Annotated in this window: 21 protein-coding genes; 11 read left to right on the plus strand and 10 right to left on the minus strand. The window is 62.5% G+C overall.

Annotated features, from left to right (window positions below; translation table 11 throughout):
• Window positions 1-59 precede the first annotated feature (59 nt).
• From AS9A_RS16740 to metG, 6 genes are all read right to left on the minus strand, one after another.
• A complete protein-coding gene (locus tag AS9A_RS16740; protein WP_013808287.1) occupies window positions 60-1,865 on the minus strand; it encodes an ABC-F family ATP-binding cassette domain-containing protein in 1,806 nt (601 codons plus the stop codon).
• Window positions 1,866-2,834, minus strand: coding sequence for a 4-(cytidine 5'-diphospho)-2-C-methyl-D-erythritol kinase (locus AS9A_RS16745; RefSeq protein ID WP_013808288.1), 969 nt, complete (start codon window positions 2,832-2,834; stop codon window positions 1,866-1,868).
• Between the two features lie 23 nt (window positions 2,835-2,857).
• Window positions 2,858-3,727 carry a 16S rRNA (adenine(1518)-N(6)/adenine(1519)-N(6))-dimethyltransferase RsmA gene (rsmA, locus tag AS9A_RS16750; RefSeq protein WP_049793766.1) on the minus strand — a complete coding sequence of 290 codons (870 nt, stop codon included), beginning with the start codon at window positions 3,725-3,727 and terminating at the stop codon, window positions 2,858-2,860.
• A gap of 162 nt (window positions 3,728-3,889) precedes the next feature.
• Complete coding sequence (locus AS9A_RS24805; RefSeq protein WP_013808290.1) at window positions 3,890-5,008, minus strand: resuscitation-promoting factor; 1,119 nt, start codon at window positions 5,006-5,008, stop codon at window positions 3,890-3,892.
• Window positions 5,009-5,589: 581 nt separating this feature from the next.
• A complete protein-coding gene (locus AS9A_RS16760; RefSeq protein WP_237707828.1) occupies window positions 5,590-6,438 on the minus strand; it encodes a TatD family hydrolase in 849 nt (282 codons plus the stop codon).
• On the minus strand, window positions 6,417-8,252 hold the full coding sequence (gene metG, locus AS9A_RS16765) for a methionine--tRNA ligase (RefSeq protein ID WP_041451168.1): 1,836 nt from the start codon (window positions 8,250-8,252) through the stop codon (window positions 6,417-6,419). The genes AS9A_RS16760 and metG overlap by 22 nt, the downstream gene beginning before the upstream one ends.
• A 352-nt stretch (window positions 8,253-8,604) precedes the next feature.
• On the opposite strand from metG, the gene AS9A_RS16770 reads away from it, so the two are divergent.
• Together AS9A_RS16770 and AS9A_RS16775 are read left to right on the plus strand one after the other, a co-directional pair.
• Window positions 8,605-9,882 (plus strand): DUF2786 domain-containing protein, encoded by a 1,278-nt coding sequence (locus AS9A_RS16770; RefSeq protein ID WP_013808293.1) that lies wholly within the window; start codon window positions 8,605-8,607, stop codon window positions 9,880-9,882.
• 19 nt (window positions 9,883-9,901) lie between these two features.
• Window positions 9,902-11,146: an aminodeoxychorismate synthase component I gene (locus AS9A_RS16775; RefSeq protein ID WP_013808294.1), complete on the plus strand. Its 1,245-nt coding sequence runs from the start codon at window positions 9,902-9,904 to the stop codon at window positions 11,144-11,146.
• Here AS9A_RS16775 and rsmI read toward each other — a convergent pair.
• Window positions 11,135-11,974 (minus strand): 16S rRNA (cytidine(1402)-2'-O)-methyltransferase, encoded by an 840-nt coding sequence (gene rsmI / locus AS9A_RS16780; RefSeq protein ID WP_041452115.1) that lies wholly within the window; start codon window positions 11,972-11,974, stop codon window positions 11,135-11,137. The genes AS9A_RS16775 and rsmI overlap by 12 nt on opposite strands.
• On the opposite strand from rsmI, the gene AS9A_RS24200 reads away from it, so the two are divergent.
• Window positions 11,973-12,113: a hypothetical protein gene (locus tag AS9A_RS24200; protein WP_158307380.1), complete on the plus strand. Its 141-nt coding sequence runs from the start codon at window positions 11,973-11,975 to the stop codon at window positions 12,111-12,113. The two genes, rsmI and AS9A_RS24200, sit on opposite strands and share 2 nt — an antisense overlap.
• Window positions 12,114-12,130: 17 nt before the next feature.
• On the plus strand, window positions 12,131-13,600 hold the full coding sequence (locus AS9A_RS16785; RefSeq protein WP_013808296.1) for a dolichyl-phosphate-mannose--protein mannosyltransferase: 1,470 nt from the start codon (window positions 12,131-12,133) through the stop codon (window positions 13,598-13,600).
• A gap of 17 nt (window positions 13,601-13,617) precedes the next feature.
• Here the strand turns inward: AS9A_RS16785 and AS9A_RS16790 are convergent, their stop codons facing one another.
• Complete coding sequence (locus AS9A_RS16790; protein WP_013808297.1) at window positions 13,618-14,037, minus strand: DoxX family protein; 420 nt, start codon at window positions 14,035-14,037, stop codon at window positions 13,618-13,620.
• Between the two features lie 214 nt (window positions 14,038-14,251).
• Between AS9A_RS16790 and AS9A_RS16795 the strand changes: the two genes are divergently transcribed.
• A complete protein-coding gene (locus AS9A_RS16795; RefSeq protein ID WP_013808298.1) occupies window positions 14,252-14,623 on the plus strand; it encodes a DoxX family protein in 372 nt (123 codons plus the stop codon).
• Window positions 14,624-14,650: 27 nt separating this feature from the next.
• Here AS9A_RS16795 and AS9A_RS16800 read toward each other — a convergent pair whose 3' ends face one another.
• Complete coding sequence (locus AS9A_RS16800; RefSeq protein WP_013808299.1) at window positions 14,651-15,019, minus strand: GntR family transcriptional regulator; 369 nt, start codon at window positions 15,017-15,019, stop codon at window positions 14,651-14,653.
• Window positions 15,020-15,117: 98 nt separating this feature from the next.
• Between AS9A_RS16800 and arsC the strand changes: the two genes are divergently transcribed.
• The 6 genes from arsC to AS9A_RS16830 all read left to right on the plus strand — a co-directional run bounded on the left by arsC (window position 15,118) and on the right by AS9A_RS16830 (window position 21,629).
• Complete coding sequence (gene arsC, locus AS9A_RS16805) at window positions 15,118-15,468, plus strand: arsenate reductase (glutaredoxin) (protein WP_013808300.1); 351 nt, start codon at window positions 15,118-15,120, stop codon at window positions 15,466-15,468.
• A gap of 124 nt (window positions 15,469-15,592) precedes the next feature.
• Window positions 15,593-16,600: an alpha/beta fold hydrolase gene (locus AS9A_RS16810; RefSeq protein WP_083826580.1), complete on the plus strand. Its 1,008-nt coding sequence runs from the start codon at window positions 15,593-15,595 to the stop codon at window positions 16,598-16,600.
• A gap of 1 nt (window position 16,601) precedes the next feature.
• Window positions 16,602-17,375, plus strand: a complete 774-nt coding sequence (locus AS9A_RS16815) for a tyrosine-protein phosphatase (RefSeq protein WP_013808302.1) — start codon at window positions 16,602-16,604, stop codon at window positions 17,373-17,375.
• 87 nt (window positions 17,376-17,462) lie between these two features.
• On the plus strand, window positions 17,463-19,436 hold the full coding sequence (locus AS9A_RS16820) for a BCCT family transporter (protein WP_013808303.1): 1,974 nt from the start codon (window positions 17,463-17,465) through the stop codon (window positions 19,434-19,436).
• A 143-nt stretch (window positions 19,437-19,579) separates the two neighbouring features.
• Window positions 19,580-21,112, plus strand: coding sequence for a SulP family inorganic anion transporter (locus AS9A_RS16825; protein WP_013808304.1), 1,533 nt, complete (start codon window positions 19,580-19,582; stop codon window positions 21,110-21,112).
• 85 nt (window positions 21,113-21,197) lie between these two features.
• Complete coding sequence (locus AS9A_RS16830) at window positions 21,198-21,629, plus strand: SRPBCC family protein (protein ID WP_013808305.1); 432 nt, start codon at window positions 21,198-21,200, stop codon at window positions 21,627-21,629.
• Here the strand turns inward: AS9A_RS16830 and AS9A_RS16835 are convergent.
• Entirely contained in the window at window positions 21,624-22,097 is a 474-nt protein-coding gene (locus AS9A_RS16835; protein ID WP_013808306.1) for a GNAT family N-acetyltransferase, read from the minus strand. The two genes, AS9A_RS16830 and AS9A_RS16835, sit on opposite strands and share 6 nt — an antisense overlap.
• Between the last annotated feature and the right edge of the window lie 59 nt (window positions 22,098-22,156).

Consider the following 22,156-nt stretch of genomic DNA (forward strand, 5'->3'; position numbering starts at 1 on the left):
ACTCGGCACAACGACTCGTCGTATGCCGGATTACCGCAGTTTCCTGTCTGTCCCGTGCGTCAGCCCAGTTCGTCGGCGAGCTCTAGCCAGCGCTCCTCGAGATCTTCATGTTCGCTGTCGATCGCCTTGAGTTGCGCATGAAGCTTGTGGAGGCGTTCGGGATCGGTCGCTGCCGCCGCAAGCTCCGCGTGCAAATCGCCTTGCCGCTGTTCGAGTTTGGCTATCGCGCGCTCAAGCCGCGTCAGTTCCTTGTGCGCAGCACGTTCCGCCGCGCCGCCCTTCGTTTTCGTAGGCGCGGTCTCGGCCTGCCCGCCAGGGGCCGGTTTGGCCACCGCTGTGGGCTTCCCAGAACCCGCTGCGTTTGAAGCCCGCCGCTGCAGATACTCTTCGATCCCGCGCGGCAGATGCGTCAGCTGTCCATCTCCGAAGAGGGCGTAGACCGAATCGCACACACGCTCAGTCAGGTACCGATCGTGGCTGATCACCACGAGTGTGCCGGGCCAGCTGTCGAGCAAGTCTTCTAGCTGCTGCAGGGTGTCGATATCGAGGTCGTTTGTCGGTTCGTCGAGGAGAAGCACGTTGGGCTCCGCCATCAGGATCCGGGTGAGTTGCAGGCGGCGCCGTTCACCACCGGACAGGTCGGCGACAGGTGTCCACTGCCGCGCGGGCGGAAAGCCAAGGCGCTCCGCGAGCTGGGAGGCGGACATCTCCTTATCCCCCAAAATCACGCGCCTGCCCACTTCCTCCACTGCCTCGAGCACCCGCATTTCTGGCGGTAGATCATCGAGTTCCTGCCGCAGCCAGCCCAATTGAACGGTTTTGCCCTCGACGCGACGTCCCGCAATGAGGTCCGCAGCACCCGCGAGCGCACGCAAAAGCGTGGTCTTGCCTGATCCGTTGACGCCGACGATGCCGGCCCGTTCGCCCGGCGCGAGCCTCCAGGTAACGTCGTGAAGCAACTCTCGGCCATCGGGCGTGCTGAGCGTGACATCTTCGAGTTCGATGACGACTTTGCCGAGGCGGCGCGTAGCGAACGCAGAAAGCGTGACGGTGTCGCGCGGCGGTGGGACGTCCGCGATCAGGCTTTCGGCCGCTTCGACGCGATAGCGCGGTTTTGATGTCCGCGCTTGCGGGCCGCGCCGCAGCCAGGCCAGTTCCTTACGGGCCAGATTCCGGCGGCGCTCTTCCTGCGCGTCGGAGATCCGGGCGCGTTCAGCCCGCGCGAACACCCAGTCGTTGTATCCGCCTTCGTAGCTTTCCACTCGACCGCCCACAACTTCCCACGTGCGTGTGGCCACAGTGTCGAGGAACCAGCGGTCGTGTGTCACGACGACGAGAGCGGAGCGTCGCGTCAGCAGATGATCGGCGAGCCATTGCACGCCCTCAACATCGAGGTGGTTGGTGGGCTCATCGAGTATGAGCAAATCCAGGTCTTGTACCAGCGCCGCAGCGAGCCCAACGCGCCGCCGTTCACCACCGGACAAGGAATCGACGGGACTGTCGAGGTGACGTTCCGCTTCGCGGAGTCCGATTCCTGTCAGGATGCCTCTGATACGCGCGTCTGATGCCCATTCGTGCTCCGCTAACCCGAGTGGGCCAAAGACGACGTCCCCGACGGTCGCGCCGGCGGGTAGCTCACCGCGCTGCGTGACGACCGCTACCCGTACGTCGTTTCTGCGGCTGACACGGCCGTCATCCACACGCGTCACACCAGCGAGAACCTCGAGCAGCGTTGTTTTGCCGCCACCGTTGAGTCCAACTACGCCGATGCGCTCCCCTGCCTCCACTCCCAGAGAGACCCCCTCGAGAAGCGGCTTCACGCCGAACGACTTCGAGACCTGTTCAAGGTTGACCAGGTTTGCCACTCACGCACCCCCATCGACAGCGCGCTCTTGGGCCGGATCATCGGGGCCGCTGTCGGTGTCGATCACCCGCGCACCTGGAACCGGTCCGGTCGCCGTACGAACTGTTCTGCACACTCCAGTTGCCGAAACTTCGACCCCAACGCTGACCGCATCCTCAGCGTCACGGCACAAAAACGCGCACGTCGGTCCTGAACCCGACACAATTGCAGCCAGCGCGCCCGCGTCCTTTCCGGCTCGCAACGTTCTCCGAAGCTGCGGTTTCAGCGAAATCGCAGCTGCTTGCAGATCGTTGCCGAGCAGCGGTGCGAGCGCATCAGGGTCCCCGACGGTCAGCGCGTGCATCAAATCGTCGGCGCTTCCCAGACGTGGGCGTGTGCCGGATTCCCGCAGTCGATCGAGTTCCTTGTACACCGCGGGGGTGCTCAGGCCACCGTTCGCGAAGGCCAGCACCCAGTGGTAAGTACTCCGTGAAAGAACCGGTAACAGCTGCTCGCCGCGCCCAATTCCCATCGCGGTACCGCCGCGCAGCGAGAACGGAACATCGCTGCCGAGCTCGGCAGCGAGGTCAGATAGCTCGCCGCGGCTGAGTTCGAGATGCCACAGCGTGTTGAGGGCGACAAGGGTCGCAGCCGCGTCCGCACTGCCGCCGGCAAGGCCTCCCGCTACAGGGATTCCTTTTCTTATCGCGATGTGGATTCGCGGCGACCGGCCCGCTTTCTCGGCCATCAGCTGTGCAGCCCGCCACACCAGGTTGTTCTCGTCTAGGGGGACTTCGCGGGCACCTTCGCCTTTTACTGAGACGGTTAGCGCATCGCCCCGCGTCACGGCGACTTCGTCGTACAGCGAAAGTGCCTGAAAAACTGTTGTTAGCTCGTGGTATCCGTCGTCGCGAAGATCGCCGACCGCCAGGTGCAGATTTACCTTGGCGGGCGCGCGGACCTTCACCGGTTCGTCAACGACATGCAACACAGTTGGACAGCTTAGTGTGTCGATCAGCTCTGACCACGATCGTCGTGGGCAGCGGCGATGCGCACGAACTCGGCGATGCCCAGCTTCTCGCCGCGCTCTGCCGGATTGATTCCTGCCGCAGCAAGGATCTCGCCGGCTTCTTTCGCTGAACCAGCCCACGTGGCCAGTGCTGATCGGAGTGTTTTGCGGCGCTGGGAGAACGCGGCATCGATGACGGCGAACACCGCGCGACGGTGGCGGTCACTGACGTCCCAGGGTGGTTCGCTGTACCGGTCGATCCGGACCAGACCCGAATCCACGTTCGGCACCGGCCAGAACACGGCACGTCCGACGGAGCCGGCACGGCGAACATTTCCAAAGAAAGCTGCCTTTGCGCTGGGAACTCCATAGGTGCGGCTCCCTGGTGGCGCAGCAAGACGGTCGGCTACCTCCGCCTGGACCATTACCAGCAGTGTGCGCAGCGTCGGCAGTTCCGTGAGCAGATGCAACAGTACGGGGACCGCGACGTTATACGGCAGGTTCGCGACCATCGCCTGGGGGGATCGGTGCGTGTCGGGCAGTTCCGCCGCCCTGACGCGCAAGGCATCCGCGGTTACCACCGCCAGATTCGCCGCCATTCCCGGAGCATGCGTCCGCACTGTAAGGGGCAGGTGCCCGGCGAGCACGGGATCGATCTCGACCGCAACAACGGGGTGCCCCGCATCGAGCAGCGCCAGCGTCAGTGAGCCAAGCCCCGGTCCGACTTCGAGGACGGTTTCCCCGGCTGCGAGGCCCGCAGCGCTGACGATGCGGCGGACGGTGTTCGGATCGTGCACGAAGTTCTGCCCCAGTTGCTTCGTCGGCCTGACGCTGAGGCGCGCCGCGAGGGTGCGGATATCAGCGGGGCTGAGCAGGCTTGAGGGGGTTCTGGACGCACGCGAAGACCCCGGGTCCGCGAGGGACCCGGGGTCAGCGTCACTGACGTCATCGGTGTTTCCGCCGTAATGAGCGTGGTTCAGTGCAGTCTCGTCTTTCGGCTACATGCGGGTTTGGGCCGCATTGGCTAGGTCTAGCGATCAGCGCAGACCGAGCTTGGAGGAGCAGGCGGGCCATGCACCCCAGCCCTGGCTGGCGCGGGTTTTCTCGGCGATCGCGATCTGCTGTTCACGGGTGGCCAGATCGGCGCGCGGTGCGTACTGCGTACCACCGTAGGCCGCCCAGGTGCTCTGCGAGAACTGCAGGCCGCCATAGTAGCCGTTGCCGGTGTTGATCGCCCAGTTGCCGGTCGACTCACACTGCGCCAGTGCGTCCCAGGTGGATCCGTTGGATACTGCCGGAGCTGACGGGCGCTGCTTCGTACCCTTGCGGATCACTGAAGCCTGCGCCTCCTGGCTGATGTCGGACGCCACCTTGGTGCGCGCAGACTCGCCGCCATTCGCATGGAGCACGACGTACGTGTTCTTTTCGATTCCGGGGACACCCTCAACCTCGACGCGCGTCTCACCCTCGAGCATGTTCGGGTCTTCGATCACGTTCTCGGGAAGGAACTCTTCCTCAAGTACTTCGCGGGCGACACGGAGACGTTCGACGGTGATTTCCATGCCTTCTGTGACCGCCGTGCGAGCATGCGGGAATACAGCGTCGAAGCCTTCAAGTGGGACGCCCATCTCGGCGAGGACCTCTTCGACCGTGAAACCGATGGTCTGGAACTCGGCTTCTTCTTCGCCATCAGTGATCTTGACCGTCTTCGGTGAGGTCACCGAAAGCTGCATGCCGTCGAACGGGATGCGCTCGGAACGGGAAGCTGAGACACCGAGTTCGCGGCCCGCGAGGTCGAGCTGTGCGAGTGCTTCCTCAACAGTCGCGGCGGTGGTCCAGATTTCGCGGGGCTCACCATCGATGTCGACCTCGAGGAGCTTCGCTCGCTGCAGAACGATGGTGTCACCGTGGCTAACGGATTCGTTTGCGGCCGGGATGACAACGTCGTGCTCGGTCAGCGGAAGTCCGGCGGAGGACAATGCGCCGTCAACGTCGCCCCGGAAGGTGCTGACGGAGTGAGTTTCGCCGTCGACCTCGATGGTGACGTCCTTGTGCATCGCGATTGCTGTTCCCGCTCCGCCGATCATGGCAACCAGAACGCCCCCAGCGACGATCTGAGCCTTCTTGGAGTTGGAGGTACGCGGTGCTTGCGACATTGTCTTCCTGACTGTTGGCTGGCCGGGCAAGAGAAGTCAGTGAGTAAATGTGGTGTTGGCTCACTGAGTCGGGCTTCTCCATCCCGGATGTCGATAACAAAACAGTAACGAGCGGGTGCTAGCTGGAGCAAGCATTTCGCTGATAATGAGAGCTGTTGCACATTTCAGCGAAAGTAAAGAAACTCGCGGATTAATTTATGTACAGCGGCAACTTGCCGTTGCATTAAGCATTGAACCAGCTAGAAGGCACGATTTGGGTAAAACCAGCCCAATTCACATTAGCTATCAAATGTGCCATGAGTCACATCAGTACCAGGCGAACCAGGCACGACAAACACGTCACGACCATTTATGTGATGGCGATCACATTAATTCAGGCGCGTTACGTGACCACAAAAGGCAATCCGCAAGAATGCCGTTTACATAAACTCTGCACGACGTACACGCAGACGTCTGAGGTATGCCCATACGTCGGGGCAGGAACCGACAGTCAAGTTTCAAACGTTGATTGCAGTGACGCCCCGGCATATCTCGGACGTTTCGCACACAACGTGACTGGCGGTGACTGGCCAAGGCCCGGCTCAGAGCTTGTACACCCCGCGCGCAGTCGCAGTAGTGGCAGCAGCCAGTTCCGCGGGATCGTCACCACGAATCTCAGCCAGCGCCTGCACGGTATACGGCAGACAATACGATTCGTTCGGAGCACCGCGATAGGGGTGCGGAGTCAGATAGGGGGCATCTGTCTCGACCAGCAGCTGCCCCGCGGGAATCAGCGTTGCGGCCTCGTGCAGTGCACGCGCGTTGCGGAAGCTCACCGTGCCGGAGAGGCTCAGTACCCATCCCTCGTCGATGCACAGGCGCGCCATCTCGGGGCCGGACGAAAAACAATGGAAAATCACCGTCTCTGGCGCTCCTTCGGACTTCAGCACCCGGACGAGAGCGTCGTCAGCTTCGCGATTGTGAATCATCAGCGGCTTCGAGACACGCTTCGCAAGGTCGATATGCCAGCGGAACGCTTCTTCCTGCTCGGGTATCTCCGCGCAGCCGTCGAGCTTCCCGGGCCAGTAGAAATCGAGGCCAGTCTCCCCAACCGCGACCGTGCGCTCATCCTCCGCCAGGGCCTCAAGGACCGACTTCGCATGGTCATCAAGATGTTGCGCCCGGGTCGGGTGCAGCGCAGTCGCTGCGAAAACCCGCTCATCCCAGTGCGCGAGCCGGACGGCCAGCTCAGCTGCCGCGAGATCGTCGGCGACGGTGACGATCGTGCCCACGCCAGCGGACGCCGCGCGGTCGACGATGGTCTGCAAGGACGCCTCATCCGTCGCACCGCACGCGTCGAGGTGCGTGTGCGCATCCACAAGCGAGCCGAGCGGTTCCGGGACTGGCGGAGCTTCGCGTTTCTTCGACGTCATTTGGTGATCGGCGCCCATTCGGGTCCAGTTTCGCCCAGGCTCGGGTCAAGCTTTGTGAACAGTGGCGTCGGCTTCGTCAGCTTGGTTCCGGGCTTGATGTCTCCGCGGCCCCACCGGGCCTGCTCGCTGGCGTAATCGCCCATCAGAACCGGGTAGCTCCGCCCTGCCTCCGGCAGATTCACACCTACAGGCTCCACCTGCGTGGTGTCGTCAGCAACCTCGCGGATCTCCGGTTGCGCGGCCCAGACCCCCTCACCGCCTAACAGTTCGTGCACCTTCTGCGCCGAGTGCGGCAAGAACGGGGTCAGCAGCGCATTCGCGTCCGACACCACCTGCAGCGAGGTGTGAAGCACAGTCGCGAGCCGGTCACGCTGATCTGGATCCTTCGCGAGCTTCCACGGCTCGAGCGCGGAAATGTATTTGTTGGCGGCAGTGACCACTCGCATGCCCTCATTGGCGGCAGCGCGGAAACGGCTCCGCTGCAGATGCTGCCCGGCCGTTGCGAAAGCCGCCTCGGCCGTGCGCAGCAGTTCGACGTCAAACTCCGTCAGCGTGGCTGGCGCCGGGATCTCCCCGAAGTTCTTATGTGCCATCGACACGGAACGATTGACGAGGTTGCCCCACTCGTTCGCGAGTTCGAAGTTCGTGCGGCGAATGAACTCATCCCAGGTGAAGTCGGTGTCTTGCGATTCTGGGCCCGCCACCGCGATGAAATACCGCAGTGGGTCGGCACCAAAGTCACGCAAAAAGTCGCGTACGTAGATGACGGTGCCGCGGCTTGTCGAGAATTTTGATCCACTCATCGTCAGGAACTCACTCGACACCACTTCGGTGGGGAGGTTCAGATCACCGAGCGGTCCCGCTGACCCGCCGCGCGCGCCATGCCCCGAATATCCGAGCAGTTCCGCAGGCCAGATCTGCGAGTGGAACGTGATGTTGTCCTTGCCCATGAAGTAGTAGCTGACCGCTTCAGGATCAGTCCACCATTTGCGCCATGCCTCCGGATCGCCGGTGCGCGCGGCCCACTCGATACTCGCCGACAAGTAGCCGATGACGGCATCGAACCAGACGTACAGCTTCTTGTCAGGGCGGTTCGACCAACCGTCCAGCGGGATCGGTACACCCCAGTCGATATCGCGGCTCATCGCGCGCGGGCGGAGGTTATCGATGAGATTCAGGCTGAAGCGCAGCACATTGGGGCGCCAGTCCGTGCGCCCCTTGAGCCACAGTCCCAGCGCGTCGGCGAGCGCGGGCAGGTCCAGGAAGAAGTGCTCCGTTTCGACGAACTTCGGCGTCTCCCCGTTAAGCTTCGACCGCGGGTTCAGCAAATCGATGGGGTCGAGTTGGTTACCGCAGTTATCGCACTGGTCGCCCCGTGCGCCGTCGTACCCACAGATCGGACAGGTGCCTTCGACGTAGCGGTCCGGCAATGTGCGGCCCGTTGACGGGCTGATCGCACCTGTCGTGGTCTTCGGAACGAGGTAACCGTTCTTGTGGAGGGTGCGGAAAAGTTCCTGCACCACCGCGTAGTGGTTGCGCGTAGTCGTGCGGGTGAACAAGTCGTAGCTCAGACCGAGCCCGGCAAGGTCTTCAACGATGACGCGGTTGTAGCGATCCGCGAGCTCACGCGGCGTGGTGCCCTCTTGATCCGCCTGCACCAGGATCGGCGTGCCGTGCTCATCCGTCCCCGAGATCATCAGTACGTCATTGCCCACCATGCGCTGGTAGCGAGCAAAGACGTCGGACGGAACACCAAAACCGGACACGTGCCCAATGTGGCGCGGGCCATTCGTGTACGGCCAGGCAACCGCCGTAAGAACTCGGGTAGACATGCGTTCCAGCCTATTCGTTGAGGGTGCCGGATTCCCAACCCGGCCAGATTCACACGGCCAGATAGCGCGCCAAGAATAGGGCTCAGCCGGGGCGCATCCCACACCTTTCCAACAAGAACAGGCATACTGCGGTCCCATGGGGAACACCACCGAGCGATCGCGACGAGCGCGGACCACGCGTGCCGGCCAGAGCTCACGCGGACGTTCGAAGCCAAGCGCCGATGGACACGGTAACGCTTCGTCTGTCCGGTGGTCAGAAACGCAGCAGCCCAGCCACGCTACCGAAGAGCAGTGGAATTGGCCCGGCCGCTTCGCCAGCCCGGGCGCGGATCCCCACACACTTGTTCACGAAATGATCCTCACTGGCGCCGAGGCGTCTATCACGGCGCAGCGGGGCCGTCGTGGCGGCACGCCCAGCGCGAAACGTGTCGCGGAACAGCTCGCGCAGATCGACGCGGGCCGTGAACCGTGGCTGGCGACCCGGATCGCATCAGACATTCTCCTTTCAGCGATGGATTCGCTATATGAGCACGGCTGGCAGCCGCGAGACGTAATTCACGTGGTCGAACGCGCGCATCCTCAGCACGTGACAGACCTTGCTCTCGCGACAGTCGCCTTCCAGGCTGCGCTGACGAACGCGTCGCAGCGGGCGCCGCTCTCCTGGGTGGAGCAGCTGGACGACGTTGCTGCGGCCTGCCCGGACCTTGCGGACACCATGCGATGGGCAGCGGTCCGTAACCCCGGTAACCGGCCATACTTGCTTGCGCTCGGGGGCGAGCCCCCACTCCAGACGGACTGGCCGGCTGTCCTCACGCTCATCGGCCGGTGGCATGATCTGCCGGTCTGGCCGCAAGTGTGCACTCCTCCCTCGCAATGGCCAGAGCAGCGGGCCGACGCCGCTCCGCGCACCCACTGTTCAGGACCAGTTGATTCGCGGGTGCTGAACAAGGTTCGCGGTTTACTCGCCAAAGCTGAGGCGACAACCTATTCCGGTGAAGCCGAGGCTTTCACCGCCAAGGCACAGGAACTCATGACGCGCTACGCGATTGACTCGGCGTTGCTGCGATCAGAACACTCGCGTGCCGACATTCTCACGACGCGGATTCACATCGACAATCCATACACAAAAGCGAAGGTTCACCTGCTCCACGAAATAAGTCTGGCGAACCGGGTGCGTGTCGTGTGGGACGCGGAATACGCGGTGGCAACCGCCGTGGGTACCCCAGTGGACCTGCGGCAGGTCGAGATGCTGTACACCTCGGTGCTCGTGCAGGCGACTCATGCGATGACTGAACTCGGCCGTGGAAGCGACGATGGTTCCACGAGAACCGCGAGCTTCCGGCGGGCGTTCCTGTTTGCCTTCGCAGTCCGTGTCGGCCAGCGCCTTCAGGAAGTCGGCGAGGAAACCACGGCGCGGGCCGCGAAACGCGCGCGGCGCAACGGAAAACGGCTGCTCCCAATCCTGGCTGCGCAGAACGAAGCGGTGAACGCAGAATTCGAGCGCTTGTTTCCGAGGACAGAGAAGCAAACAGCATCTCCCATGGATGCTCGCGGCTGGATTGCCGGTAAGGTCGCGGCCGACCAGGCAGTTTTGCAGCCAGCGGGGGTAGCGCTCGAAGGGGCGTCCTGACCCGTGCGACTCTTAACCAGTGCGATGTGAGCGCATCGGTGAAGGTTTCCGTGCCGCGGATGTTCTGCGGGCGCTAGCTTCGCGCGCCCAGCAAACTGGTGCACCACCCCCCGCGGCGGTGACCGGAAACTGGTTCGGTTCCCTCGCCATCATCGCTCCCGAACTCGCCACGCACACCGACAACTCTCCGCATCCCTTTGGGGAAATCGACACCGTTGCCGCGTCAGGAGACGCCGTGGGTGGCGGATGGTTCGGTTACCTCTCGTACCCGGACACCGGTCCAGACGGCACGACAGGTCCCCTCCCGCGGATGGCGGGCGGGTACACCGATAGCGTGCTGCGTCTGGATCGAAGTGGCACCTGGTGGTTCGAATCTCTCAGCGGCGCAGCCTGTCCCGATTGGCTGCGCCGTCTCATCGTGTCGCCTGCACTGCCGCCGTCAGCCCCATGGACCTGCCGTTGGGAACCGCCAAGCCGAGAAGTACACAGGTATGGGGTCGAGGCGTGCCTTGAGGCCATCAGGGCAGGCGAGGTGTATCAAGCATGCGTATGCGGGCATTACACCGGGAAGTTCGAGGGCGCTCCACTCGACTTCTTCACCGATGCGATCACCGCGACGCAGCCGTCGAAAGCAGCTTTCCTCCAGGGCGCCTGGGGCTCTGTCGCCTCACTTTCGCCAGAACTTTTCCTGTCCCGCAAGGGCCGCGTCGTGGAATCCAGTCCGATTAAGGGGACGCTGCCGATCGACGCCGACCCCGCGCTGCTGCGCAATTCGGTGAAGGACGTTGCGGAGAACGTGATGATCGTCGACCTCGTCCGGAACGACCTCGGCAGACTCGCCGACTCCGGCTCAGTCACCGTCACCGACCTCCTCGGTGTCTATCCCGCGCCGGGGGTGTGGCACTTAGTCTCCACAGTGCAAGCCCACATTGACGACCGCATACCGGTGCGCGCGCTGCTCGAGGCAACGTTCCCACCAGCTTCCGTCACCGGAACGCCGAAACATCGCGCCCGAACCCTGTTGCAGCACTGGGAGCCGTCCCCGCGCGGCGTGTACTGCGGCACCGTAGGGTTCCACTCTCCCATCGCCGGGCTCGAACTGAACGTGGCGATCAGGACAGTCGAGTTCACTGTTGACGGCCAGTGCCGACTCGGTGTCGGGGGTGGCATCACCATCGATTCTGTACCGGACCGCGAGTGGAACGAATGCGTCGACAAGGCAGCGACGATCGTCGGCCTCACCCCTTCGGCGTCACTCCGCTGACGTCCGCTGCGCGAGCACCGCCTCGTACAGTTCGCGCTTCGACACGCCCGCCCGCTCCGCGATCACGGCGCACGCCTCCTTCAGCCTGCTGCCTGCTGCCACGAGGCGTTCGACGTCTGCGACCTGATCGCCCACACTCCGCGCAGCGGGTTGCGCGCCCTCGAGCACCACGGTGATCTCGCCGCGGACGTGCCCCTTCGCCCAGTCGGCAAGCTCGCGCAGTGTGCCCCTCTTTACTTCCTCGTACGTCTTGGTCAGTTCGCGGCACACCGCAGCGCGACGCTGCGGGCCGAGCACGCTGACAGCATCATCGAGGCATTCTGAAAGGCGGTGCGGCGCTTCGAAGAACACGCACGCACGCGGTTCGTCGCGCAACCCGTTGAAGAACTCGCGCCGCGCGCCCTGCTTGCGTGGCGGGAAACCATCAAAACAGAACCGATCCACAGGCAGGCCAGAGAGCGCCAGCGCGGTCGTTACCGCGGAGGGCCCGGGCAGGCATGTGACGGATAGTCCGCGTTCAGCACACGCGGCCACCAGCCGGTAGCCCGGATCACTGATCGACGGCATCCCCGCATCGGTCACTAGCAGCACGGTGTGCCCGCGAACAACCTCATCAACAAGGAGTGGGAGCCGCGTCCTTTCCACGTGGTCGTAGAAACTCACGACCTTCGCGGTCAGCGAAACGCCGAGCGCGGCGGCGAGTTGCCGGGTCCGGCGGGTGTCCTCAGCCGCAATGACGTCGGCGTCACGCAACAAGTCCATGAGGCGGGGTGACGCATCACGAATGTCACCGAGGGGTGTAGCGGCGAGTACAAGCTGTCCGGCCATGGTGATACAGCCTACGATCATCGGGTGCCCGTGCTCAGTGCTGCCCGAAGACCGCCAGCTCACGCTGCGCGGGTCGCGCGGCACCCTCATCACCGGACAGCTGCGCATGCAGCCCCTGTGTCCAGTCCGGGAGCCCTGACGCCGGCCGACGATCCGATGCCCGCAGATACGCTCCGCGGGTGGCTCGTCGCCGGGTTTCTGACTTTCCTCGCCGCCCTCACACGGTTCACGGGGCTCCAGTCCCCCACAGATGCCGGCACGCCTGTATTCGATGAGAAGCACTACGTCACGCAGGCGTGGCAAATGCTGCGAGGCGGCTGGGTGGAGGACAACCCCGCGTATGGGCTCGTTGTGCATCCGCCGGTCGGTAAACAGCTCATCGCGCTCGGAGAAGCACTATTTGGCTACTCTGCGTGGGGCTGGCGGTTTTCTGCTGCAGCCGCGGGCGTCGTCCTTGTCCTCCTGGTCACCCGGATCACTCGCCGTCTGGCGAGGTCGACACTCGTCGGCGCGATCGCCGGTGTCCTCATCCTCGTCGATGGTGTCACTTTCGTGACGTCTCGGATGGGCATGCTCGACATCTTCCTCGTGCTTTTCGTCGTCGCTGCCTTCGGTTGCCTGATCGTCGATCGTGATGACGTTCAGCGCCGGTACTCGCGTGTGTACGGGGAGGGGCGGATCAGTCAGACACCGTTCGGGCCGCGGATGGGGGTGCGCTGGTGGCGATTCGGTGCAGGCGTGCTGCTCGGTCTGGCATGTGCCACGAAGTGGTCCGGAATCTATGTGATCGTCTTCTTCGGCCTGATGACTGTGGCATTCGACCTCGCTGCCCGTTACCGCTTCGGCGTGCAGCGGCCCATTGCGGGGACTGCTGCGCGCGATGTGGCCCCAGGCTTGTGGGCATTAGTCGCCGTACCTGCAGGCGTCTATGTCGCAAGTTACTGGGCGTGGTTTTCCAGCGAGACGGCAGTTGACCGCCACGCGGTTGGTCGCGCCATCGGTGAGAGTGGTTCGTGGAGCTTTGTGCCCGACTCTCTGCGTGCCCTGTGGTACAACCACGGCAACGTTCTGGCGTTCCACACGGGGCTGACCAACACTGATGGCCACATTCATCCGTGGGAGTCCAAGCCGTGGACGTGGCCGATGGGGCTGCGGCCGATGCTGTATTACTTTGCGCAGGGCGAGGATATTTCAGGTTGCAGTGCGAGTGAGTGCGTACGCGCTGTGATGCTTGTCGGCACGCCAGCGCTCTGGTGGCTCGCACTTCCCGTTCTCGCGTGGTCGCTCTGGAAGGTCCTCACCTGCCGCGACTGGCGTTACGCTGCGGCACTCACCGGCTACGGTGCGGTATTTCTGCCCTGGTTTCTCACCCTCGACAGGCAGATGTACTACTTTTACGCCGCTCCAATGGCGCCTTTCATGATTATGCTCTTCGCGTTGGCGCTTGGAGAAATGCTTGGCCGACGGGGTCAGCCGCCGGAGCGTCAGCAGCTTGGCTTGCTCGTGGTGTGCGGCTACCTCGCGGTCGTTGTTGTCAACTTTGTCTGGCTGTACCCCATCCTGACGGCGCTACCGATCACGCCAGACATGTGGCAACGCCAATTGTGGTTGCCTAGCTGGCGTTGACCGGAGCGTTTGGGTCGTCAGGAGAATCGGTTGAGGCCTGGAATCATGCGGTCGACGCTGAGACGGCCAGCCCCGCATGCAGCAATCAGCAAGGAGCCCACACCGAGCGCCAGGACCAGTTCGTAACCCCCGTCATCGACGAACACCCCGTTCTCCGCGTGGACAAGGACGAATGCCCCAACCATGTCGCAGAACAGCAAGAAGCCCACCAGCGGCGTGAGTGCACCGATGATCAGAAGTGCCCCTCCTACGAGTTCGAGGTAGGTCACGACGTAGGCGCTGATCTCAGGGAGTGGGGCGTTGATTGAGGTGAAGAACGCCTGCACACCTTCGATTCCCTGATCGTTGAGCTTTTGCCATCCATGGGCAACGAAGATGATGCCGATGCCGACGCGGGCGATCAGCAATGCGATGTCACGGTGCCAGCCAGTACCCATGATGCCTCCGTTGTGTGAACTAGCGGGCAGCCGCCGGGCGCGGCTATCCCATCATGATCAATTCTACGCCCAGACTATTTGACTGAGCAACTAGTTGTCCAGAAGCCTCACCGGCTGAGGGTACTGTTGCGTCACCGTACGGTTCTCGCCATAGTGAACAAAGCGGACACGGCAGCACTTGCCCCGCCCCGCCCGACGCCCTGAAGGAGGGGACATGGACCTGGTGCTGTGGATACCAGCTGCCCTCCTCGCTGCAGCGTTCCTGCTGAGTGGCGTCACTAAGACGTCCACCCCCTACGAGAAGTATGTGACGAAAAAGGGTGCCGACTGGGCTCAGGAATTCTCGCCCGGCGCGGTGCGCGCAATCGGCATCGTAGAAATCCTGGGTGCTGTCGGGCTCGTTCTCCCACAGGCCACCGGCCTCTACCCGATCCTCACCCCCATCGCGGCAGTCGGGCTTGCGATCCTGTTGGTGCTCGCAATGATTGTGCTTCGCCGACGGGCCGAACTCTCGAGCTACATGCCCCTCACGGGAACACTCTTCGTCCTGTGTGTAGCGGTAGCGGTCGGTCGATTTCTGACGTAATTGAGGCTGGTGCCGCACCCCAATTCGCTACCCGAGCCCCCGTAGAGCCGCCGCCACGAATCTACTGATTTCCTCATCCGTGAAACCCCAGCCACGAAGTTCAGTGACATACCGGACAGCCTCGGTTTGCGCCCGCGACCGGGTGGGGTCGCCTGAGGCAGCGACAAATGACCCAAGGCGCCCACGCGTCTCGATTACTTCGGCAGCCTCGAGCTCCCGGTACGACCTGGCGACGGTATTCGGTGCAATACCGAGTTCTGCCGCAAGCTGCCGAACCGTCGGCAGCTTGCAGCCAGCAGGAAGATCTTCCTGCCGAACGAGCTCGATGATCTGCGTGCAGATCTGCTCGTAGGGCGGTATCGACGAATCCGGGTCGATCGACAGCAGCACGAGCACCTCACCTCCCCCGGGGGCGCCGCACGAAGCCCAAAGACGCCACAGCTAAGTATCGCCCCTCAGGCGACAACCCGGAGCGAGTCGGCGATCATTGATGCATGAGTGATGTGACGATCTACCACAACCCCCGGTGCACGACGTCCCGGAATGTCCTCGCGATTATCCGAGACGCCGGCATCGAACCCGAAATCGTCAAATACCTCGACACCCCACCGGGACGCGACGCTCTCGCTTCGATGATCACCGCGGCGTCGCTCACACCCCGGCAGGCCATCCGCAAGCGCGAAAAGCTGTACAAAGAACTCGGGCTCGACAACCCGGACACCAGCGACGACGCGTTGCTCGATGCAATGGCAGAACACCCAATCCTGATCGAGCGGCCCATCGTCGTCACACCGCGGGGCGTTCGCCTGGCCCGTCCGCCACACACAGTTGAGGAGATCCTGTAGACAGCCACGACGCGATGACCAGCGCTAGCTGGTTGCTAGCAGCAACGCTCAACCTGCGTTAGCCTGCCTGTAACGAACGAATGGCAGCCGCCATATTCACGCCGAGAACGACACAGAGGTCTTCATGGCAAATACGGAGCACACCTCCGGACCGGGCGGTTCCCGACGTCCCGCGGAAGTAAAGTCTGCTGGGCCGGTGGGGCCGCGGCCCGTTCCATCCGCCGAGCCCGACAAGTGGGCGATCACGTCGGATGGCTATCGACTGGCGCTATACACACGCGGCGACCAGTCCAAACCGACGGTGCTATGCGTACACGGGTTTCCCGATGACCACGGCGTCTGGGAGCCTGTAGCCGAGTTGCTCAAGGACAGGTACCACGTGGTGCTGTTCGACATGCGCGGCGCTGGACGCTCTGACCGTCCGCAGCGCGTGGCCGAGTACTCGGTGAGCCAGCTGGCCGACGACATCGCCACTGTCGCGCGGACCGTCGCGGACAACGGCCACGTGCACCTCCTGGCCCACAATTGGGGCGGGGCCGGGGCTTGGGATCTGGCACTGCACCCGGTCGACGGCATCGAACTACTGTCACTGACCACAATCGGGTCCGCGTCGGCTGAGTACTACTCGGCGTGGGTACGTGATCAGCTGCGGTTCAACTGGCAGCACCTCCGTGACCTGTTCGGCACGTGGAGCATTAACACCTACATGACGTTCTTTCAGGTGCCGGTGATTGCGCCGGCTCTGTTCAAGGTTGGTGTCGCCGATGCGGCGATGTCGTTCGCGAAGTGGAAGTTCGAGAAAGGCAAGGAACCGGATGGCTACGGCCACCGGCTCGCGAGCCGCAATCGCGACGGCCTTCGCATCTACTCCGCAAATATTTACAGTGCGCTCTTCGGTGCCAAACCGGCCCGGCACACTGGCGAACCTCGCAAGCCGGTGCCCTCGCTGGTAATCGTCCCCGAAAATGACAAGCTGTTCCCGCCGGCTGCACAAGCAGGCGCTGCGGAGTGGGCGATCGACTGCCGGATACGTTTTGTCGACGGAGGGCACTGGCTGCCGAGTCACCAGCCCGAACTCGTCGCGAAAATGGCAGCTGACTTTATCGAAGAAATCGAAGAGCGACAGAACTGACGTGCCAACGGTAAAAAGCACCATCCCCAACCTCAGAGATCTTGGTGGCGTCCCGACGGCGAAGGGCCAAGTCACCCAGCACGCACGGATCTATCGCTCAGCACAGTTGGGAAGCACGAATTCGGACGCACTTTCCGAACTCGGCGTGCGCACGGTCATCGATTTGCGGTCGGGGCCCGAACGTGTCAGTCAGCCCAGCGCACTCCCCGACGGAGTTACGTCTGTCACCGCGGACGTGCTCGCCGCGCGGCCCGACGGAGTTGCGGCGAGATTCGCGCAAGCGCTGTCAGATCCGGACTATGCGACAAGAATCCTTGCGGACGGGTCGGCCGAGCAGGAAATCCTGAAGACATACCGGTTCTTTGTGCTCGACGCCGCCGCTCGGGCAGCCTATCGGTCGCTCTTCCGCACAATCGCCGATCCCGCGAACCATCCCGTCCTTTTCCACTGCACGGCCGGAAAGGACCGCACTGGGTGGGCAGCAACTATGTTGCTCTGGCTGGCGGGTGCCGATGCTGACGTGCTGGAACACGAATACCTTGGTGTGAACCCGGCTGTGGATGAATTGTTCGCTCCGATCTATGCGGCCGCCGTCGAGCGAGGCATCCAGCGTGAACTCCTTTACCCCGTATTGCGGGTTCAAGGGTCTTACCTGGCTGAGGCGCGCGGGACCGTCGAGCGCGAGTTCGGCACCATTCAGAATTACCTCAGTAAGGGAATTGGGCTTGACGATGCCGTTATCGCCGACGCTCGAAGCGCAATCGTCGCACTTTGACAACCTTCTCCGCGCTTGGCTGACTGAATACCACAAAATGTGACATGGTAATTCTGTTACCAAAGATCCCACAAGCGAGGAGGAAGTGTGTCTACAGAACCTCCGCGGGCAACTACAGAGAGTAGCGACTCACCAATCGCAAAAGCGTGGTCTTCACTGCTCAAACCAGTTTTCATTCCCGCATCACTCGTCATCCTAGGGCTCATCGCATTCGCGGCGGTGTATGGCGGCACCGCTGAAGACGCTTTCTCGACGCTCAACTCCTTCATCGCTGACGGTGTCGGCTGGTGGTACATTCTCGCGGCAACCGGATTCGTGGTGTTCGCGTTGTATTGCGCGCTGTCGAAGATCGGGCGAATCCGCCTCGGCCGTGATGATGAGGACCCGGAATTCGGGCTGCTCTCGTGGTTCGCGATGTTGTTCAGCGCCGGCATGGGCATCGGCTTGCTCTTCTACGGCGTCGCTGAACCGCTTATGCACTATCTTTCCCCGCCGGATGCTGGACAGGTTGAGGGCGCCACGGATGCCGCGGCCAATCAGGCACTGCAACTCACGATGTTCCATTGGGGCCTCCACGCGTGGTCAATCTACGTCGTTGTCGGCCTCGGCCTCGCGTACATGACATTCCGCAAGGGCCGTCCGCTCGCCGTGCGCTGGCTCCTCGAACCGCTCCTGGGGAGGGAACGCGTCGAGGGCTGGATCGGCCACGCCATTGATGCCGTCGCCATCATCGGCACACTCTTTGGTGTCGCGACGTCGCTCGGGTTTGGTGTCCAGCAGATCATGGCGGGCCTCGAGTTCCTGGGGTGGATCGAGTCATCCAACTACTGGATTCTGGGCATCGTCGCGGTCATCACTCTGATCGCGACCGTCTCTGTCGTGTCCGGTGTGCACCGCGGCCTGAAGTGGCTGTCGAACATTAATATGACCTTGGCGGCGATCCTGGCACTGTTCGTCGCCCTGGCTGGTGCCACACTGTTTCTTCTGCAAGCGTGGGTACAGAACCTCGGTAACTATTTCCAGGCCTTGCCGGAATTGATGCTACGCACAGCACCGTTTTCGGAAGACGGCTGGGCAGCCGCGTGGACGATCTTCTATTGGGGCTGGTGGATCAGCTGGGCACCCTTCGTCGGCATGTTCATCGCACGCATCTCACGGGGAAGGACCATCCGCGAGTTTGTCGCTGGCGTGCTGATCGCCCCTACGCTCGTGAGCTCGCTCTGGTTCACGATCTTCGGTGACTCGGCGATCCTGCGGCAGCGCGAAGTCGGCGATATCGCGCCGGAAGGCTCGGTGAACGCAGACACGGCGCTGTTCGCTCACCTAGACACACTCCCGCTCGCAACAATCACGAGTGTCCTCGCGATCTGTGTCGTGGTCTTCTTCTTCGTCACGTCCTCGGACTCCGGGTCCCTCGTCGTGGACATCCTCGCGACCGGTGGCGCAGTCGAAACATCCAAGATCACGCGCGTGTACTGGGCGGTTCTTGAAGGCTTCGCCGCGGCCGTCCTTCTCGTTGTTGGTGGCAGCGAATCACTCACAGCGCTGCAAACCGCCTCGATCGCAACCGCTGTGCCATTCTCGATCATCATGGTGCTCGCGTGCTTCTCCCTGTTGCGCGCGTTCCGGTATGACGTGTCGCGGATGCCGACGTATGTTCGCGTCGTCCAGGTCTCTGGTGAGTCTCCGGCCGGTGGCGGTATTTCGCTGCCAACAGAGGAAGCCCAACCCTCGGCACCCCTCCCGCCCCACGTAACCAAGAAGCCGTGGCGCGGCGTGCGCGGCGTCTCCGCGACCTTCGCTGGTCTCAGTTCGTGGGACAAGCGGGACGACAGGCGGGATCAGACAGGCCTCCTCGTTTCGGTGCGTGCAGTGCCGCCGGGTGACGTTACCGTCGATCCCGCAACAGGACGGGTGCATACGAGCACCGATGCTCCGGATCCCCTCGGTGGCGAGGTATTCGACACACCTGAGTTCGCTGCGTCACACGAGGGCTCGGTACTCAAAGCAGCCGAAGAGTCCGGTGAAACAGCAGGCGAAAGCGAGAAACAGGAGCCGTAACCACTAACGGATGGGGTGTGCGATGCGCGGCATCGCACACCCCATCCGTCATTTCAGTTCCGGCCAGCCCGGTAGAATCCGACCCTTCCCACCGCTAAAACTCAAACGGGTGTTCCCTGCCCAGATCGTGATCGGAGACGACTGTGAGCCACACTCCCGGCGCACCCCTTGTTGCCACGGAGCGTCCTGACACTTCGGTGCGTGGGGCTCTGCGCTCGTTCCCCCGATTGAAGACCGAGGTTCTTGCGGGGCTAGTCGTCGCGCTTGCTCTCATCCCCGAAGCAATCGCGTTCTCGATCATTCTCGGCGTTGACCCGCAAGTGGGCTTGTTCGCCTCCTTCACGATGGCTGTGGTCATCGCCTTCACTGGCGGCCGTCCGGCCATGATCACGGCCGCAACAGGGGCGATAGCGCTGGTGCTGGCGCCCGTCGTCCGGGACTACGGGATCGAGTATCTTTTTGCCACCGTCATTCTCGGCGGCTTGATGCAACTCGCGCTGAGCTTCCTTGGCGTGGCGCGCCTGATGCGATTCATCCCGCGAAGCGTCATGATCGGCTTCGTCAATGCGCTCGCGATACTGATTTTCATGTCGCAGATCCCGCACCTGGTCGGCGTTCCCAATCTCGTGTACCCGATGGTTGCGGTGGGACTGCTGATCATCTTCATGCTGCCCCGAATCACCAACGTGGTGCCTGCTCCGCTCGTCGCGATCGTCATTCTCACCGTCATCACCGCCGTTTTCGCCCTGTCCGTCCCGGACGTGGGCGACGAAGGTGAACTGCCGTCGTCGCTGCCGATGTTCCTCATCCCGGACGTACCGTTCACGATCGAAACATTGCAGATCATCGCGCCGTATGCGCTCGCGATGGCGCTCGTGGGCCTCATCGAATCGCTGCTGACGGCAAAGATCGTCGACGACATCACCGACACGCACTCGAACAAGACGCGTGAGGGCCTAGGTCAGGGCACTGCAAACTTCATCACCGGCTTCTTCGGCGGTATGGGTGGCTGCGCGATGATCGGCCAGACCATCATCAACGTGAAGGTGTCGGGAGCCCGGACCCGCATTTCGACGTTCCTCGCAGGTATCTTCCTGCTCGCGCTTGTTGTGGGCCTTGGCGATCTTGTCGGAATGATTCCCATGGCCGCACTCGTCGCCGTCATGATCATGGTGTCGATCAACACGATGGACTGGCACTCGATTTCCCCGGCGACACTACGACACATGCCACTCCCCGAAACAGCGGTAATGCTTGTGACCGTGGGGGTCACTGTCTTCACCCACAACCTGGCATACGGCGTTATCTCCGGCGTCATCACCGCGATGGTGATGTTTGCCCGCCGTGTGGCCCACTTCGTCAGCGTCGAAAAGGTCACCGAAACCGACACCACGAAAGACGGACATATCGACACCCGCGTGTACCGCGTCAGTGGTGAACTATTCTTCGCCTCCTCCAATGATCTCGTCTACCAGTTCGACTACTCCAGCGACCCCGAGAACGTGGTCATCGATTTGTCCGAATCCCACATTTGGGATGCGTCAACGGTCGCCGCCCTGGATTCGATCACCACCAAATACCGGCAACGCGGCAAACGTGTCACCATCATCGGCCTCAATGAGGCATCGCAAGAACGGCATAACCGACTCAGCGGCAAGCTCGGTGGAGAACACTGATCGACGCAGGTTCCGTCGTGACCAATCCAGTCGTAGCGACGTTCCGAAGTAACCATGCAAGCCCCTCCACAAGAAAGGGCCCACCATGGTGCACGTCCAACGAACCTTCATCGTCGACAAGCCAATCACAGTTGTCGCCGAGTATCTTGCCGATTTCAGTAACACCGTCGAATGGGATCCGGGCACGGTGAACTGCACGCGCATCGACGACGGCCCCATACGCGTCGGCGCTGAATGGCGAAACACGTCGCGGGTGCTCGGGCGCGAGACTGAACTTGTTTACGAACTCGCCGAACATCATGCTGACCATGTGAAGTTCGTGGGCCGCAACAAGACGGCGACTGCGATCGACGACATCCGGCTACGTGCCGAAAACGGTGAGACCGAGGTCAATTACACCGCTGAAATCACGTTTCACGGTCTGGCGAAAATCGCTTCGCCCGTGATGCGACTGTTCTTTGAGCGTCTCGGCAACAAGGTCGTCGTGGAGATGCAGATGGCGGTATCGGCTCTATAGTTCCTTCGCGAATTCGATCTCAGTCGAATGGGAAATATCGTGGAGATCGCGGGACCGTCCCGTGCGCGCGTACCCGAGCCGTGCGTATAAGTTGTGCGCGCCCGTGAACCGCGTGTCTGACCAGGCCTGAACTCCGGTGTATCCGGCGTCGAGTGCAGACTGCTCTGCCTGCTTCACGAGAACGGTTGCCAGGCCATGCCGTCGTGCTGACGCCGCAACATACACGCCCTTAATCTCCGCTAAAGAAGCCAGACTTGGGCGGAAGCCCGAGGAGCCCAGGATCATGCCCTCATCGTCCGCGACCCAGAAGGCACCCCCGAAAGCCGCATACGCCGCGGCTGGTGCACGTAACCACTGTTCTTCTAGGTCCACGTCGAGAATGCAACCGGGGAACTCCGACCAGCACGCACCGATGAGCGCGATGAGTTGCTCCGAATCGGCATCCTGTACCGGGCGAATTGCCCACATATGTTTCCCTCCGCACTCGAGTATTGGTGCCGCGAGGTAACGATAGTGAAGGCGCAGTT

The organism is Hoyosella subflava DQS3-9A1 (assembly GCF_000214175.1).
Lineage (GTDB): Bacteria > Actinomycetota > Actinomycetes > Mycobacteriales > Mycobacteriaceae > Hoyosella > Hoyosella subflava.

Bases quoted from the DNA above. Each gene is read 5' to 3' on its own strand.
- AS9A_RS24805 (WP_013808290.1), bottom strand. From the start codon at position 5,008: ATGTCGCAAGCACCGCGTACCTCCAACTCCAAGAAGGCTCAGATCGTC.
- AS9A_RS16760 (WP_237707828.1), bottom strand. From the start codon at position 6,438: ATGGGCGCCGATCACCAAATGACGTCGAAGAAACGCGAAGCTCCGCCA.
- metG (WP_041451168.1), bottom strand. From the start codon at position 8,252: ATGTCTACCCGAGTTCTTACGGCGGTTGCCTGGCCGTACACGAATGGC.
- AS9A_RS16770 (WP_013808293.1), top strand. From the start codon at position 8,605: ATGATCCTCACTGGCGCCGAGGCGTCTATCACGGCGCAGCGGGGCCGT.
- AS9A_RS24200 (WP_158307380.1), top strand. From the start codon at position 11,973: ATGGTGATACAGCCTACGATCATCGGGTGCCCGTGCTCAGTGCTGCCC.
- rsmI (WP_041452115.1), bottom strand. From the start codon at position 11,974: ATGGCCGGACAGCTTGTACTCGCCGCTACACCCCTCGGTGACATTCGT.
- AS9A_RS16785 (WP_013808296.1), top strand. From the start codon at position 12,131: ATGCCCGCAGATACGCTCCGCGGGTGGCTCGTCGCCGGGTTTCTGACT.
- AS9A_RS16790 (WP_013808297.1), bottom strand. From the start codon at position 14,037: ATGGGTACTGGCTGGCACCGTGACATCGCATTGCTGATCGCCCGCGTC.
- AS9A_RS16795 (WP_013808298.1), top strand. From the start codon at position 14,252: ATGGACCTGGTGCTGTGGATACCAGCTGCCCTCCTCGCTGCAGCGTTC.
- arsC (WP_013808300.1), top strand. From the start codon at position 15,118: ATGAGTGATGTGACGATCTACCACAACCCCCGGTGCACGACGTCCCGG.
- AS9A_RS16810 (WP_083826580.1), top strand. From the start codon at position 15,593: ATGGCAAATACGGAGCACACCTCCGGACCGGGCGGTTCCCGACGTCCC.
- AS9A_RS16830 (WP_013808305.1), top strand. From the start codon at position 21,198: ATGGTGCACGTCCAACGAACCTTCATCGTCGACAAGCCAATCACAGTT.
- AS9A_RS16835 (WP_013808306.1), bottom strand. From the start codon at position 22,097: ATGTGGGCAATTCGCCCGGTACAGGATGCCGATTCGGAGCAACTCATC.